Origin of the sequence: Streptococcus urinalis 2285-97 (assembly GCF_000188055.2) — a bacterium.
GTDB lineage: Bacteria > Bacillota > Bacilli > Lactobacillales > Streptococcaceae > Streptococcus > Streptococcus urinalis.
On record NZ_AEUZ02000001.1, the window covers coordinates 691,984 to 707,627 of the forward strand.

Genomic DNA, 15,644 nt, shown 5'->3' on the forward strand with positions numbered 1-15,644 from the left:
CGATTTTTTATCCCCTACACCTTACTAAGTAGGGCTGAGATAAATTTTTCTGTTAGTGCGGAAAATCCTGTCTGATTCTTACTTAGTAAATTAGGAAGAGAAATTCCTAATTTAACAATGAAAGATGGAGGCATGATGCATGCAATTTACCTTATCTCATTCAGGACAGACTGGTGTTCAAACAACAACGGTCTATCCGCACCAAGTGACAATTACAGATGAAGTTAGTCTAAAACGTATTGCTCAGTACGATCATGTGGCAGGGTTATTTAAAAATAGCACTCGATCGAACGCTAATTTCCTTAAGTCGGATGTTTTAGTCATGGATATTGATAATGACCATACTGAAAATCCTGATGATTGGATTACAGAGGAATACCTAAAAATCTTGTTTTCGGATTACCATTTTGCTTTGGTTACGAGTAGAAACCACATGGTTCAAAAAGGCAATAAAGCAGCAAGACCAAAATTCCATATCTATTTCCAAATCAATGAAGTTACTGATAAAGATGCCTATGCCAATCTAAAAGAGAAGATAACGAATCGGTATAACTTCTTTGATACGAACGCTAAGGATGCCGCAAGATTCTTTTTTGGTAATCCCAATGTACAAGTTTTATGGAACGACTCATGGCTGACTATAGATGCTGATTTATTGGACTCTTCATTTGATTCGGATGAAGAAAATTTCGATGCGGACTTCTATACACCACCATCTGGACTAATTACTGAGGGGAGTCGTAACTCAACCCTGTCACAATTTGCGGCTAAAATTCTCAAACGCCTTGGAGTAACACAGGAAGCCCGTGATGGATTTGATGAACAGGCGCTGAAATGTGATCCACCGCTTGATAAGACTGAACTCGATACTATCTGGGGGAGTGCGGTGCGATTCTACAATCGGACCATTAAAGGCTCAGATGGGTATGTGTCACCAGAAGCCTTTAATCGTGGGGATTTGAAACCTGATGATTATTCCGATATTGGGGAAGCAGGAGTCCTTGCTCGTGAATACGGAGAAAAGTTAGCATACACGAATGCGACGGATTATCTCACCTTTACTGGTCAGTTTTGGAAGGAAGATAGGCAGTTAGCCATTGGCGCAGTTCTTGAGTTTATGGATTTGCAGCTGGAAGATGCTAGCGACAAATACGAGAAAGCTATCAAAGAGTTAGTGAACACTGGTATTTCAGAAAACCTAGTTCGAGAGGGTGGAAAAGCACTAGCTAAAGTGATTGAAACATCAATCCAACAAAAGCTTTATACGCTTTATCTAGCAGCTAGAACCTACTATCAATTTGTCATGAAGCGTCGTGATTATCGCTACATCACAGCAACCCATAATACTGCTAAACCCATGCTTGCGATTGACTTATCAGAGCTTGATAAGGATGATATGTTGCTTAATACTCCTGAGGCTACTTACGATTTGCGTGTTGGCCTTTTAGGTTCACATGAGCATGATCCTAAAGACTACATTACGAAAATGACCACAGTATCTCCAGGCGACCAAGGCATGGGATTGTGGCAGGAAACCTTGGCTACCTTTTTCTGAAACGACCAAGAGTTGATTGACTATGTTCGAGAAATCATTGGGATGGCAGCTATTGGTAGGGTTTATCAGGAACACATGATTATTGCTTATGGTGGCGGTGCAAACGGCAAGTCGACCTTTTGGAACACGATAGCTCGAGTGCTAGGAAGCTATTCTGGGAAATTATCGGCTGATGCCTTAACCATGTCTAACAAGCGAAACGTGAGTCCTGAACTTGCAGAGCTTAAAGGTAAGCGTCTCGTGATTGCTTCTGAGATGGCTGAAGGAATGCGACTCAATACGGCTGTTGTTAAGCAGATTACATCTACGGATGAAATCCAAGCAGAGAAGAAGTACAAGGATCCCTTCCATTTTGTACCATCACATACGTTAGTTCTTTACACCAACCATCTGCCTAAAGTAGGAGCGAACGATGATGGGACTTGGCGACGTCTTGTTGTCATTCCATTTAACGCCAAAATCACTGGTCGATCTGACATCAAAAACTTTGCGGACCATTTGTATGACCATGCAGCACCAGCCATTATGTCGTGGATTATTGAAGGAGCAGAAAAAGCCATCAAGGCCAACTTCAAGACGAGTGTGCCAGTTGCGGTCGCAAACTCTGTTAAAGCATACCGTGAAGCCAATGACTGGCTAGGTCACTTCTTGAGCGAGTGCTGTGAGGTTGGAGATAAAATGAGCGAGAAGTCTGGTGAGTTATATAGGCGATATCGTGCTTATTGCGTCCAAAACATGGAGTACACGCGCGGCACGACAGATTTTTATGCAGCTTTGGCTCAAGCAGGTTTTGAACGAAAGCGGACTAATAAAGGTAACTTCATCATGGGACTAAAACTTTCTGATGATGGTGATGATTTCCTTGGCTAAGTGACCTCCACCAAATGGCTTTTGACTTCCACACCATCAGAAGGTGGAGATCTTAGGAGTGACAGTCGTGGAAGGAATTAGCAGAAAGTCTATCGAGAAATGAATACTAAAAGTTTATAGATTGAGTTCCACGACTTCCATTTCTTGATTTAGTGTAAGTCAGTGATGGTCTTTTCTATAACTATCTCTATGCAAATAAAAATACTAATAGAAAGCACATAGGGAAAGTTTAGGAAATGACCTCATTAGACCTCCACTTTTTTATTTGACGAAAGGATTTATCATGCGAGAAAAAGTTGTTGAGAGAAAGTTAGTGAGTGAAGTCAGAAAGCGTGGTGGGATTTGTCCTAAGTGGGTGTCACCATCTTTTGCAGGAGTACCGGATAGGTTGGTGTTTTTTCCTAATGGCAAGATTGGCATGGTGGAAGTAAAAGCCCCTGGTGAAAAGCCACGTTTGTTACAAGTCTCTAGGCACAGACTATTTGAGCGATTAGGTTTCAAGGTCCATGTGCTAGACAGTGTTGAGAAGATCGGAGAAGTGCTAGATGAAATTGAAACTACATGACTATCAAGAAGTCACCAAGGACTTCATTATAAGAACCCCCAATGTAGCGGTCATCCTAGACATGGGTATGGGAAAGACTGCCACAACCTTATCAGCTATAAACTAGTTGATGTTTGACCGCTATGAAATCTCAAAGGTATTGGTAATCACACCCCTTCGTGTCGCAAACACGGTATGGAGTGATGAGATTGAGCAGTGGGAGGAACTGAAGCACTTACGCTTCTCCAAGATTGTGGGAACACCCAAACAAAGGCGAGCTGCCCTTGAGCAAGATACGGACATCTACATAGTCAACCGTGAAAATCTCCCCTGGCTTGTAGAACAATGTAGCCCCTATTTCAAGTGGGATATGGTGGTTATTGATGAGCTCTCGTCGTTCAAGTCTTGGCAGTCCAAACGCTTCAAAGCTTTCATGGCGATGCGTCCTTACATGAAGCGTGTCGTTGGATTGACTGGAACACCGAGTTCAAATGGGCTAATGGATTTGTTTGCGGAGTTCAAAGTCATCGATGGCGGCGAGCGCTTGGGTCGATTCATTGGGGAATACCGTAGTCGTTATTTCCGAGAGGGACGTAGGAATGGCAATATCGTCTATGACTACATCCCTATGGACTATGCGGAGTGCCAAATCTATGACAAGATTGATGATATCACTATCTCTATGAAAGCCATGGATTATCTAGAGATGCCCGAGCTGATTTCGACAAGGAAAATAGTTCATCTCACTGATAAAGAAAAAGCAGATTACAACCAGTTCAAGAAAGAGTATGTTTTTTCTGATCTTGAAAATGGTGAGGTGACAGCTGCCAATGCGGCTAGTCTTTCAAACAAGCTGGTGCAGATTGCAAATGGTGCTGTTTACTCTGATGACCATCAAGTGGTGAGACTACATGACCAAAAACTAGATGCTCTTGAAGATATCATCGAAGCAGCAAACGGTGAGCCAGTTCTGGTCGCTTATTGGTTCAAACATGACCTTCAGCGTATTGAGCAACGTTTGGCAAATCTCAAGGTTAAGGGGACAGTCCTTAAAACTGAGGACGACATCCGTGAGTGGAATAAGGGGAATATTTCTGTTGGTCTTCTACACCCAGCAAGCGCTGGTCACGGTCTGAATCTTCAAAAGGGTGGGCATCACTTGGTTTGGTTCGGTTTGACTTGGTCATTGGAGTTGTACCAACAAACCAATGCCCGTCTGTGGCGACAAGGGCAACAATCTGAGACTGTAGTCATCCAACACATCGTGACCGAAGGCACCATTGACGAAGAAATTCTCAAAGCACTAGAAAACAAAGATGCTCAACAATCACGTCTAATTGAAGCTGTTAAAGCACAAGTAGGAGGAATGAATGGATAAGGTTGATTATTACTTCCAACATTACCAAGAGGCACAAAGAGAGTTATCAATCGCAAGGAATCTTCTTGAAAACTACAGACCAGTCTCAGAAGATGCCTTTCTGTACTCCCTCGCTATGCAGCAATCAACAGAAGAGAGAATCAAAATGAGTAAGACAAACCATCGCACTGAAAATATGGCTCTTTCTTATCATGAGAAATTCTTAGCTGAAGAGCAGGAGTACAAACAATCGCTTTTTGAAAAGTACTGTAACTTGAAAGCTGATATTGACTTTTTTAATTTAGCGATTTATTCAGTTGACGAGGTGATTAGGGACATCATTAGTGATTTGGTTATAGTTGGATTAACTTGGGAGGAGCTACTACCAAAGCATAATATTTCACGGATGACTGTCAGTCGCTATCGTCAAAAGGCTATCAAACAAGTCAAAGAGTACTATCGTTTTGCAGGTAAGTCTATGAGTATGGCGGGGTGACATGGTACTGGGGTGTTACTAAGGTGGTACTACCCTGTTACTAAGATGTTACTAACCTGGTACTGCTTTTAATTCTTTGCTGTGTTATACTTAAGATATCGAAAAAGATTAAAATTTTCCCAGTAATGACTGGATTATACTTCTCTTTAGAGCTAATATGTACACAACAAAAGAAGAGGAGAATAATACCATGAAAACTCAAATGGAAAAAGACTTATTCGGAATTATCTACAAAAACTTCGGACGCTCAGACTTGGAAACAAGACACAGCGATAACGAAGACTTTCTAGACATTGCAGTTTGGACCTTGAAAACCGCTCTTGAGGAGGCTTACAAGGCAGGCCAACAATCAGTAAAATAAACCAAAGCCTAGCCCATAAGGGTTGGGCTTTTTGCGTGGAGGAAAACATGATTTATACCAGTGAACAAGTTTCAAGCGGACACCCAGATAAGCTCTGTGACCAAATCTCAGATGCTATCGTGACGGAATGTCTCAAGTACGATAAGAACAGCCGAGTGGCAGTTGAAACACTTATCAAAGATAACCAAGTGGTTGTCGCAGGAGAAGTCTCAACCAAACACTTCTTTAACCTCGAAGGAATTGTCAAAAGGGTTCTTGAACCTTATGGTATGGAGGATATCATGGTGACTAATCTCCTTGGTGTTCAAAGCCCAGATATTGCTCAAGGGGTCGATAGTGGTGGAGCAGGCGACCAAGGCATTATGTTTGGCTATGCGACCGATGAAACACCTGAGTTCTTGCCGCTTCCTTATGTACTTGCGACTCGAGTGCTTGAGAAACTGATGAATCTTGGACATCCTGGCTTGGGTAAGGATGCCAAGGCTCAAGTGACATACGACTTCGAAAACAAACGTATCGAGACATTCCTTGTGTCTATACAACACGATGCCGGAGTTGACCTTGCCTCAGTCAAACGCATTGTCACCCAAGCTATGATGTCGGTTGCTCAACGCTACCGTCAGAACCTTGACTTCAGGGTTCTGGTTAATCCAACTGGTCGCTTTGTTATTGGTGGCACTTACGCTGATGCTGGTGTGACTGGTCGTAAGATTGTAGCAGATACCTACGGTGGCTTTGCCCACCACGGTGGTGGAGCTTTCTCTGGGAAAGATCCAAGCAAGGTCGACCGTTCAGCCGCCTATATGGCACGGAAGATTGCAAAGGCCTTTGTCCGTGAAGGGTATGCCAAACGCTGTGAAGTCCAGTTAGCTTATGCTATGGGGTTGCGGAGCCTGCAGGTGTTTATGTGAACACCTTTGGGACAAGTGATTATCCTCTTGAACAACTAGTAGGAGGGGTTCGTGAACGCTATGATCTTACCCCACAAGGGATTATCAAGGAGCTGAACCTCTTGGATGTGGACTACACCAAGACCACTTGCCTTGGGCATTTCACCAAGCCTTATCTTCCTTGGGAGCAGTAAGATGCCACGCCGACCAAGCACCCCTTGCAAGCAGCATGGTTGTCCCAACCTTGTGACCTATGGAAACAAGTACTGCGATGACCACAAAGCCAACCATACCCTTGATGCCAAGTCAACCAAAGCCAAAGGTTACAACTCTCGCTGGAACAAGGCACGGCTTCGTTACTTAAAGCTCCATCCTCTTTGTGTTTACTGTCAAAGGAAAGGACGACTAACCAAGGCAACGGTGGTTGAGCACGTCACTCCCCACCGAGGAGATCAAGAACTCTTCTGGGCCCAAGACAATTGGTAGGCACTTTTCAAGTCTTGTCATGATAGAAAAACTAAGACGGTGGATCTGTACCAGGAGTATACCTATCACTTTTGAATAAGAAAAAACCACTCGAAAGTGGTTCGATCTATTTGAAAAGGTGTATCCAATTTTGTTTCTGGTAGAGGACTCTCAGAACGGCGACGGTTTGGTTGTCATAAACATAGAAGACAAGGTAGTTGCCTGCAATCATCATCTTTAACGGATGCTCCTTTGAAAATTGACGTCCGACACGTTCAGAGACATCAATGCCAAGACTAGGAACTTCCGCTATTTTTGTGATAGCTTGTTTAATGTTAGACATGGTGTTTTCCGCAGCCTGAGGTGCAAGAAAGTGAGTGAGAATGTAGTTGTAAATCCCATCCAAGTCACCTTCTGCTTCTGGTGTGATTAATAGATTAAACGCCATATTTTGCGAACACCTCGTCTAGTGACTTGCCCTTACCCTCAAGATAACTTTGGTAGCCCTTTTGAATCTCACTATAAAGTTCGTCAATGATACGCTCTTTTTTAGATTGTTCCTCATCTAAAAGGAGTGATGGCACTTGCCCTTGTTGAACGACTTGAACTAACAAGTTGTTAAAGAGGGTTGACATGTCTATGTTTTCATAACCAACAATTTCTTTAGCTCTGGCTAGTAGTTCTTCGTTGGTTCTAAAGCTAAATTGAGAATTTTTAGTAATGGTAGCCATTAGTTGACCTCCTGTATATATTGTATATACATTATAACAAAACGAAAGTGAAATCGCAAACCATAATGTCCCTAGGGTGAGGGGGGATGCAATCTCTAAAACACGAACGTTAAAAGACCGACGCCCCCTCAAACGTGCATTTTCGCAAAATTCGTTAGGGGCATACCGAAAATAGCTAAAAAGTGACGTGAACCATTATGGTGCCAATCTTTCTAGCAGGGTAAGTATCGTTTGCTAGTGTCTGTTTTAGCTTGTTTTAGAAGGGGGTAAATACATGAAAAATAGAGAAATCAACAATTTTTAGTTCTTGGAGGAAAACAAATGAACGATAATCAGCGGCGAGGCATTTGGAAACTTAGGCGAGATGGATTTGGCTATGGTGCCATTGCTCAAATGTTAAACCTGTCTCTTGGTTCGGTGAAGCAATATTGCCGTAGACACCTAGAGTTAAAAGGAATGGGTCAGTTCGTCAAGTATCAGCTTGATGAAGGAGAACGTCCTTATTGTAAGAACTGCATGAAAAAGTTACACCATGCCGTCCAAGGTAGACCTAAAAAGTTCTGCTCAAATAGCTGCCGAGCGATTTGGTGGCGAAACCATCAAAGCCAACATGATAAAACAAAAACTGCATACGATGAATTGACTTGCCAAAACTGTGGCAGGTCTTTTTTATCCTATGCCAACCCAACAAGGAAGTTCTGCGGACACCCTTGTTACGTGGAATATCGATTTAGAAAAGGAGTAACAAATGACAACGCAACCCAAGATGGAGATTATGGAACTTTCTCTAAGTGATTTAAAACCAGCCTCTTATAACCCTCGAAAGAAACTGAAGAAGGGTGATAAAGAGTACGAAAAGATTAAACAAAGCCTACTCAAGTTTGGCTATGTTGACCCTATCATTGTCAACGAGGATTTGACAGTCATTGGGGGTCACCAACGCTTGACGGTATTGAAAGACCTCGAGTATGAAACGGCTAAGTGCGTCATTGTCTCTCTGTCTAAGGAAGATGAAAAGGCACTGAATATTGCCCTCAATAATATCACTGGTCAATGGGACGACCAGCTTCTAGCAGACTTGCTTTTGGACTTGCAAGAGTCTGATTTCAACCTTGACCTGACTGGTTTTGAACCCCCAGAGATTGATGACATTCTCTCCAACGTCCACGACAAGGATTTGTCTGAAGACGACTTTGATATGGAAGAAGAGTTAAAGAAACCAACGGTCGCAAGACATGGAGACCTCTGGCAACTTGGAAAGCACCGAGTGATTTGTGGAGACTCAACTAAGGCAGAAACCTACGACCAATTGCTAGGGGATAAGAAAGCCAATCTCGTTGTGACGGACCCGCCTTACAATGTTGATGTGGAAGAGACAGCTGGAAAAATCCTCAATGATAACATGTCTGACGGTGACTTCTATCAATTCCTCTACGACATGTTTACCCAAGTGGAAAGTCACATGGAAGCTGATGCGTCTATTTATGTTTTCCATGCGGATACGGAAGGTCTGAATTTCCGTAAGGCTTTTAAGGACGCTGGTTTTTATTTGAGTGGTTGTTACATTTGGAAGAAGAACTCACTGGTTCTCGGACGTAGTCCCTACCAATGGCAACACGACCCCTGTCTCTTTGGTTGGAAACAAAAGGGAAAACACCAGTGGTTCAGTGACCGTAAGCAGACCACCATTTGGGAATATGACCGTCCTAAGTCAAGTAAAGACCACCCAACCATGAAGCTGATTCAGCTTTTGGCGTATCCTATTCAAAACTCTTCCATGCGAGGAACGTTAATCCTTGATCCCTTTCTTGGTTCAGGCTCAACCCTCATGGCAGCTGACCAAACTGGTCGAGTATGCTACGGCATTGAACTGGATGAAAAGTTTGTGGATGTGATTGTCAAACGCTTCATGGAGTCAACTGGTAATAGGGAAGTGACAGTACTCCGAAACGGTGAGACTTTGACCTATGACCAAGCACTAGAAGTAATGGAGGGATACTCATGACCCTAACCTTTCTTGATTTTTTTGCAGGAGTGGGGTGCTTTCGTCGTGGGTTGAAGTTGGCAGGGATAACCTGCTTTGGGTACTACGTAGATGAAATCCAGACAGGTATTGATAAAGGTCAGTTCACAGATATGGAAGTGACTTATATCACCGAAGATACCAACCAGCTGTGGGAAGAAGTTGCTCCGACACTATCAAAATAATCTGCAAAAAAATAAGTAGAAATGACTGGATATAAGTCTTTTCTAGAGCTAATATGTAACCAACAAAAGAAGAGGAGAACAAAACCATGACAACACAAACAACCCTAGAAAATGCTTACAGCCTTTACCCAGCAACCGCAAGCATTGTGCCATTCAAGAACTGGTTGATTATAGCCTACCAAAGCTACAAAGGTGTTAACCTTCACATCTTCGAAACAGTTGAAAGCCTTGACGAGTTTTCAAAGGGAGAACGACGCTTCAACCTTATCATTGATTCAGAAGAAACCTTCGAGGACCAAGGACATGCAGTTAAATGGGCATTTGAAACATTAGGAGCATAGGATGAACGACAAGATTCTAAACCGAATCAAGTCCACCTACCCAGAGGGGACAAGGGTGAGATTAGTCCAGATGGATGACCCTCGCCCAGTTCCAGTAGGGACACTTGGCACGGTTCTTGATGTGGATGACATTGGTTCACTTATTGTCTATTGGGACAATGGGCAGAGCTTAAACGTATTGTACGGTATTGATAGTGTTGAAAAAATCTAAAAGGTTTCTGTTTGAAGCCTTTTTCTTGTACCAAAAAGGGGGTGAGACCGTGGCAATTAGAGGGCGAAAACCAAAGCCTACCAATTTGAAAATACTTGAAGGAAACCCTGGGAAGAGACCTCTACCGACTAACGAGGTCAAACCCAAACATAAAGCCCCACGTTGCCCACAGTGGCTCGAAGACGATGCTAAGAAGGAATGGAAACGGATGGGTAAAATCCTCGAACAAATGGGCATATTAACGGAGATGGATCTGACAGCCTTCGCAGGCTATTGCCAAGCCTATGCACGTTGGAAGGAAGCAGAGGAGTTTCTCTCTAAGCATGGTTCCATCATCAAGACCCCAAATGGATATCTCCAGCAAGTGCCACAGGTATCCATCAGTCAGACCAACCTGAAAATCATGCTTAAGTTCTGTGAGCAGTTTGTTTTAACACCTTCAGCTCGTAATCGTTTAGCGACCATGGACGCAGAGGTTGGTACTGGTGATGAGATGGAGGATTTGTTAGGAGGTATTCGATGACTTATCACTATGAACCGAGTCCCTTTATGCTTCCGACGTCTCATTACGACAAGGCAAAGGCTGATAGGGCAGTGACCTTTATCAATAACCTTTCCCACACCAAAGGTAAGTGGGCAGGGAAAAAATTTGATTTGTTGCCGTGGCAGGAACAGATAGTTCGTGACCTCTTTGGGATTGTTAAGGAAGATGGTAATCGTCAGTTTCTGACAGCCTACATCGAGATTCCAAAGAAAAACGGCAAGTCAGAGCTTGCCGCAGCAATTGCCCTTTATCTTTTGTATGCTGACAATGAAGCCAGTGCGGAAGTTTATGGGGCGGCTTGTGATCGTAACCAAGCTTCCATTGTATTTGACGTTGCCAAACAAATGGTTCTCATGAGCCGACCGCTTGAGAAACGCTCCAAGATTATGGGAGCGACAAAGCGGATAGTGAACTATTCCAACGCTGGTTTTTACCAGGTTCTCTCAGCTGAGACAGGAACCAAGCACGGACTTAACGTGTCGGGGCTTGTCTTTGATGAGATCCATGCCCAACCCAATCGCCATCTCTATGATGTCTTAACCAAGGGTTCAGGGGATGCCAGGGAACAACCTCTATTTTTCATCATCACAACAGCTGGAACTGATAAAAACTCTATCTGTTATGAACTTCATACCAAGGCACTTGATATTCTCAAAGGTCGAAAGAAAGATACGTCTTTTTATCCTGTGGTGTATGGTTTATCAGATGAAGATGATTGGAATGACGAATCCAACTGGCTAAAAGCTAATCCATCACTTGGTCATACGATTGGAATTGACCGTGTTCGTGAAGCCTACCAACAGGCTCTTGATAACCCAGCAGAGGAGAATGTCTTTAAGCAGCTCCGTCTCAATATGTGGACGAGTTCTAGTGTGGCTTGGATACCTGAACATGTGTATGCCAAAGGGAATGAATGACCCGATTGACTATGAGGCACTTAAAGGTCGTGACTGTTACGCTGGGCTTGACCTTTCTAGCACCTCAGACATCACAGCCTTTGTCTTGGTCTTTCCACCACGACACAGTGAGGAAAACCACATCATCTTGCCCTTCTTTTGGTTACCAAAAGATACTTTGGAGCTGAGGTGTCGAAGAGACCATGTCCTTTACGATGTTTGGGAAAGGCAGGGTTACATCAAGACAACAGAAGGGAATGTCGTTCACTATGGTTTCATCGAATCCTTTATTGAACAGCTCTCTGAAACCTATCACATCAAGGAGATTGCCTATGACCGCTGGAATGCAACACAGATGGTCCAAAACCTTGAGGGCATGGGGCTTGACCGCTGCATTCGCCACCAAGGTGATGAAGCCAGTGTCTATGATGAGCGAGGGATATTGAGTTTTTAATTTTAAAATTGTATTAAATTCTTCAAAATTATATCAGAAATGACTGGATAAGTCTCCCCTGTAGAGTTAATATGTAACCAACAAAAGAAGAGGAGAACAAGACCATGGCAACAAGAGCACGTATTGGATTGGTAACTAAAAATAAAACCGCAAAAACTATCGAGGTAGCTTACGAAGGTTACCCAGAATACACTGGAGAGCTTCTCAAGAAACACTTCAAATCAGAAAAAGCAATTCGAGAATTACTTCAGAAGGGCGATATTATTCAACTGGAAAAAGCTCTAGCAGACATCGAACACGATGATCTACAAGGTCAAGCCCAGCACCATCGCTTTATTGGTAGCCTTAGCCAATTGACTGAGGACACCATGGCAGAATACATTTATCTTTTCCAAGAAGGCGGCAACAAATGGTATTGCTTTGAAGAAGGTAGATTGGTAACAATGTAGGAAAAGACTAAAGGCACTTCAAACGAGGTGCTTTTTTCGTACCTAAAAATAAGGAGGGACTATGGGATTACTTGATGTACTAGGACTAAAAAGGGCAAGGGCTGAACCTGTTGCTCGAAATAGCTATGAGGGGCAGGATTTTTCCTATCTCTTTGGACGGACCACCAGTGGTGAAACTGTAGATGAATTTAAGGCTATGCAGACGACGGCCGTTTATGCTTGTGTGCGTATCCTTGCTGAAGCAGTAGCGTCACTTCCTATTCACGTCTATGAACGGACAGAAACTGGGAAGGAGAAAAAGCTGGACCACCCACTGTACTTTCTTCTTCATGATGAGCCAAATCCAGAAATGTCATCCTTTATTTTTCGAGAAACCATGATGAGTCATTTGTTAATATGGGGAAATGCTTATGTGCAGATTATCAGAGATAAGGGTGGACGAGTGATTAGTCTCTATCCACTCTTGCCTGATAAGATGTCTGTCCATCGTGATGATAGTGGGAGACTTTACTACAAATACCAGCGGCAGACAGAAGAAAATCCTAATTTCGATGATAAGGGAACTGTCTTATTGAAGCAGGAAGATATTCTTCATGTGCCTGGTCTTGGGTTTGATGGCTTGATTGGTTACTCACCAATTGCGATGGCTAAAAATGCGATTGGGATGACCCTAGCTACCGAAAACTATGGGGCATCTTTCTTTAAAAATGGCGCTAATCCAGGTGGTGTTTTGGAGCACCCAGGTATCCTTAAAGACCCTAAACGAGTGAGAGATTCTTGGAATGCCGTTTACAATGGGGTCATAAATGCGCATAAAGTGGCTGTACTCGAAGAAGGAATGAAGTATACTCAAGTTGGAATTCCCCCTGAAGAAGCCCAATTTTTACAGACACGGAAGTTTTAGATTAATGAAATTGCACGACTTTACCGTATCCCACCACACATGGTTGGTGATTTGGAGAAGTCGTCTTTTTCAAATATCGAACAACAGTCACTTGAATTTGTCAAATATACCTTAGACCCTTGGGTAGTTCGTTTAGAACAAGCCTTCAAGAGGTCTCTTTTTTTACCCGAAGAGAAGAAACGCTACCTTATCAAGTTCAATGTAGACGGTTTGCTTCGTGGCGATTACCAAATCCGTATGAATGGTTATGCCATCGCACGGCAAAATGGCTGGCTTTCGACTAATGACATTCGTGAGTTAGAAGACTTGAACTTGCTCTCTGATGAAGAAGGCGGAAACCTCTACTTGATTAACGGAAACATGACCAAATTAAAAGATGCTGGTGGTTTCATGAAGCAACCGACAGAAACGGAACCAGCTGAAGACCCACCAGAGGAGGAAAAAGATGAGTAAATTTTGGAATTTTACTGACGAAGGAGAAGTCCGCACCCTTCGGATTGAGGGACAGATTGCGGACGAGACTTGGTTTGGGGATGAAGTCACCCCACAGCTCTTTAAGAATGATTTGTTAGCAGGAACAGGCGACATCACCCTCTGGATTAACAGTCCAGGGGGTGATGTATTTGCGGCCGCTCGAATCTATAACATGCTTATGGATTATCAGGGCGATGTCCATGTCATCATTGATGGTCTAGCTGCGAGTGTTGCCAGTGTCATCGCCATGGCAGGGACAACAGTTTCCATGAGTCCAGTTTCCATGATGATGATTCATAACCTTTGGACGTTGGCGCAAGGTGAAGCTAAAGATATGGCCAAGGTCATTGAGATGCTTGGCGAAATTAAGGAGTCCATTATCAATGCCTATGAGCTTAGAACTGGACTTTCCAGAACCAAGATTTCTCATCTTATGGATTCGGAATCTTGGTTCAATGCCAAGAAAGCTGTGGAGCTTGGTTTTGCGGATAAGGTGCTCTTTGAGAAAGAGGAGACACCTGAGCAGGATCATCAAAATAGCTACACCTTTAGTAGAGTGACTGCTGCTCATGATTTGGTGGTGAAACTGCAAGCGAGCCTTCAACCACCCAAACCACAGAAAACGACCCCCATCAATCAGTTGGAAAAACGATTGAACCTATTGAAATAAAAGGAGAATACCTATGTCTAAACTACTTGAATTGAAAGAAAAACGTAACGCTGCTTGGGCTCAAGCGAAAGCCTTTCTGGATACTGTTCGCTCTGAAGACGGCTTGGTATCAGATGAAGATTCCAAACGCTATGAGGAAATGGAAGCTAAAATCGAGCTCTACAATAAAGAAATTGCTCGCTTGGAGCGCCAAGAAAAGATTGACCTTGAACTGGCGCAACCGAACTCACATGCTCTAACGACGCAGCCAACAGTCATCGTCGACAACCAAAAAGAAGATGAAAAGAAAGGTGTGGAATCAGACATCTACACCCAGACTTTCTGGACCAGTGTCCGTAAGCGAAACTTCTATGACGTGAAGGATGTTCTTCGTGTCGGTGAAGACACAGAAGGCGGACACCTTGTCCCTGATGAATACGAGAAGAAATTGGTACAAGGGCTTCAGGAAGAAAATTTTTTCCGTAGCTTGGCAACTGTTATCAAAACCTCTAGTGGTGAGCGTAATATTCCAGTTGTTACTGGTCATGGTTCTGCCTCTTGGATGGACGAAAATGGGCTCTATCCAGAGACAGATGAAACCTTTGGCCAAGTAACTCTTGATTCTCATAAGATTGGTACAGCAATCCGTATCTCAGAAGAATTGCTCAATGACTCTGTCTTTGACCTTGAGTCTTACATGACTTCTGAGTTTGCACGTCGTATCGGTACGGAGGAAGAAAAATCATTCTTGGTGGGTGATGGTTCTAAAAAACCAACGGGTATCTTCACGCAAGCAGATGTAGAAGGACCAACGACCGCAACCAAAGACATCACCTTTGATGACATGATTGAGCTTTACCACTCGCTTCCTGCTCCTTATCGTAAGAATGCGGTCTGGATTCTCCATGATACTACGGTTAAGGCTATCCGCAAGCTCAAGGACAATAATGGCAATTACATCTGGCAACCATCAACACAAGCTGGTCAACCTGATTTGATTCTCAACCGTCCTTACTACACGTCAACTTTTGCGCCACTTCCAGAAGCAGGAAACAAAGCTATTGCCTTTGGTGATTTCTCTTACTACTGGATTGCGTACCGTCAAGGGCGTACCTTCAAGCGTCTCAATGAGCTTTATGCAAACAATGGTCAGATTGGTTTTCTTGCCAGCCAACGTGTGGATGGGAAATTGGTTCTTCCCGAAGCAGTGAAAATACTCACCATTAAAGGGAAAGGTCTATGATA

The 15,644-nt window shown here is 43.3% G+C and carries 16 protein-coding genes and 6 pseudogenes; 20 read left to right on the forward strand and 2 right to left on the reverse strand.

Features of this window, described 5'->3' with window-relative positions:
- Positions 1 to 139: 139 nt before the first annotated feature.
- From STRUR_RS11470 to STRUR_RS03475, 8 genes and pseudogenes are all read left to right on the forward strand, one after another.
- Positions 140 to 2,425, forward strand: a pseudogene (locus STRUR_RS11470) (phage/plasmid primase, P4 family).
- Between the two features lie 283 nt (positions 2,426 to 2,708).
- Positions 2,709 to 2,990 carry a VRR-NUC domain-containing protein gene (locus STRUR_RS03455; RefSeq protein ID WP_006740320.1) on the forward strand — a complete coding sequence of 94 codons (282 nt, stop codon included), beginning with the start codon at positions 2,709 to 2,711 and terminating at the stop codon, positions 2,988 to 2,990.
- A complete protein-coding gene (locus STRUR_RS12005) occupies positions 2,971 to 3,096 on the forward strand; it encodes a hypothetical protein (protein ID WP_006739868.1) in 126 nt (41 codons plus the stop codon). Before STRUR_RS03455 ends, STRUR_RS12005 begins: the two co-directional genes overlap by 20 nt.
- 3 nt (positions 3,097 to 3,099) lie before the next feature.
- Positions 3,100 to 4,347 carry an SNF2-related protein gene (locus STRUR_RS03460; protein ID WP_006740696.1) on the forward strand — a complete coding sequence of 416 codons (1,248 nt, stop codon included), beginning with the start codon at positions 3,100 to 3,102 and terminating at the stop codon, positions 4,345 to 4,347.
- Positions 4,340 to 4,822 (forward strand): hypothetical protein, encoded by a 483-nt coding sequence (locus STRUR_RS03465; RefSeq protein WP_006740220.1) that lies wholly within the window; start codon positions 4,340 to 4,342, stop codon positions 4,820 to 4,822. The genes STRUR_RS03460 and STRUR_RS03465 overlap by 8 nt, the downstream gene beginning before the upstream one ends.
- A 190-nt stretch (positions 4,823 to 5,012) precedes the next feature.
- A complete protein-coding gene (locus STRUR_RS11685) occupies positions 5,013 to 5,183 on the forward strand; it encodes a DUF6900 domain-containing protein (RefSeq protein ID WP_006738962.1) in 171 nt (56 codons plus the stop codon).
- 47 nt (positions 5,184 to 5,230) lie between these two features.
- Positions 5,231 to 6,267: pseudogene (gene metK, locus STRUR_RS03470) on the forward strand (methionine adenosyltransferase).
- Position 6,268: 1 nt separating this feature from the next.
- Positions 6,269 to 6,634: pseudogene (locus STRUR_RS03475) on the forward strand (HNH endonuclease signature motif containing protein).
- Between the two features lie 31 nt (positions 6,635 to 6,665).
- On the opposite strand, the gene STRUR_RS03480 reads toward STRUR_RS03475, so the two are convergent.
- A complete protein-coding gene (locus tag STRUR_RS03480; RefSeq protein WP_006739732.1) occupies positions 6,666 to 6,986 on the reverse strand; it encodes a type II toxin-antitoxin system RelE/ParE family toxin in 321 nt (106 codons plus the stop codon).
- Entirely contained in the window at positions 6,976 to 7,269 is a 294-nt protein-coding gene (gene relB, locus STRUR_RS03485; RefSeq protein ID WP_006740291.1) for a type II toxin-antitoxin system RelB/ParD family antitoxin, read from the reverse strand. Before relB ends, STRUR_RS03480 begins: the two co-directional genes overlap by 11 nt.
- A 321-nt stretch (positions 7,270 to 7,590) precedes the next feature.
- Here relB and STRUR_RS03490 point away from each other — a divergent pair, with 321 nt between their 5' ends.
- From STRUR_RS03490 to STRUR_RS03545, 12 genes and pseudogenes are all read left to right on the forward strand, one after another.
- Positions 7,591 to 8,064 carry an RNA polymerase sigma factor gene (locus tag STRUR_RS03490; protein ID WP_006738922.1) on the forward strand — a complete coding sequence of 158 codons (474 nt, stop codon included), beginning with the start codon at positions 7,591 to 7,593 and terminating at the stop codon, positions 8,062 to 8,064.
- On the forward strand, positions 8,018 to 9,274 hold the full coding sequence (locus STRUR_RS03495; protein ID WP_006739362.1) for a site-specific DNA-methyltransferase: 1,257 nt from the start codon (positions 8,018 to 8,020) through the stop codon (positions 9,272 to 9,274). The genes STRUR_RS03490 and STRUR_RS03495 overlap by 47 nt, the downstream gene beginning before the upstream one ends.
- Positions 9,271 to 9,357, forward strand: a pseudogene (locus STRUR_RS11850) (DNA cytosine methyltransferase); the annotation flags it as partial. The gene STRUR_RS03495 and the pseudogene STRUR_RS11850, both read left to right, overlap by 4 nt.
- On the forward strand, positions 9,331 to 9,477 hold the full coding sequence (locus STRUR_RS03500) for a DNA cytosine methyltransferase (protein WP_231288899.1): 147 nt from the start codon (positions 9,331 to 9,333) through the stop codon (positions 9,475 to 9,477). The pseudogene STRUR_RS11850 and the gene STRUR_RS03500, both read left to right, overlap by 27 nt.
- An 86-nt stretch (positions 9,478 to 9,563) precedes the next feature.
- Complete coding sequence (locus STRUR_RS03505; RefSeq protein WP_006740232.1) at positions 9,564 to 9,818, forward strand: Nmad4 family putative nucleotide modification protein; 255 nt, start codon at positions 9,564 to 9,566, stop codon at positions 9,816 to 9,818.
- 1 nt (position 9,819) lies between these two features.
- Positions 9,820 to 10,029 (forward strand): DUF4314 domain-containing protein, encoded by a 210-nt coding sequence (locus STRUR_RS03510; RefSeq protein ID WP_006740698.1) that lies wholly within the window; start codon positions 9,820 to 9,822, stop codon positions 10,027 to 10,029.
- Between the two features lie 49 nt (positions 10,030 to 10,078).
- On the forward strand, positions 10,079 to 10,552 hold the full coding sequence (locus tag STRUR_RS03515; RefSeq protein WP_006738757.1) for a phage terminase small subunit P27 family: 474 nt from the start codon (positions 10,079 to 10,081) through the stop codon (positions 10,550 to 10,552).
- Positions 10,549 to 11,923, forward strand: a pseudogene (locus STRUR_RS11105) (terminase large subunit). Before STRUR_RS03515 ends, STRUR_RS11105 begins: the two are co-directional and overlap by 4 nt.
- A 104-nt stretch (positions 11,924 to 12,027) precedes the next feature.
- Positions 12,028 to 12,372, forward strand: coding sequence for a hypothetical protein (locus STRUR_RS03530; RefSeq protein ID WP_006740419.1), 345 nt, complete (start codon positions 12,028 to 12,030; stop codon positions 12,370 to 12,372).
- A 61-nt stretch (positions 12,373 to 12,433) separates the two neighbouring features.
- Positions 12,434 to 13,729 (forward strand): annotated as a pseudogene (locus tag STRUR_RS03535) (phage portal protein).
- Positions 13,722 to 14,420, forward strand: a complete 699-nt coding sequence (locus tag STRUR_RS03540; protein WP_006739727.1) for a head maturation protease, ClpP-related — start codon at positions 13,722 to 13,724, stop codon at positions 14,418 to 14,420. The pseudogene STRUR_RS03535 and the gene STRUR_RS03540 overlap by 8 nt, the downstream one beginning before the upstream one ends.
- A gap of 13 nt (positions 14,421 to 14,433) precedes the next feature.
- Entirely contained in the window at positions 14,434 to 15,642 is a 1,209-nt protein-coding gene (locus STRUR_RS03545; protein ID WP_006739004.1) for a phage major capsid protein, read from the forward strand.
- The last annotated feature ends 2 nt before the right edge of the window (positions 15,643 to 15,644 follow it).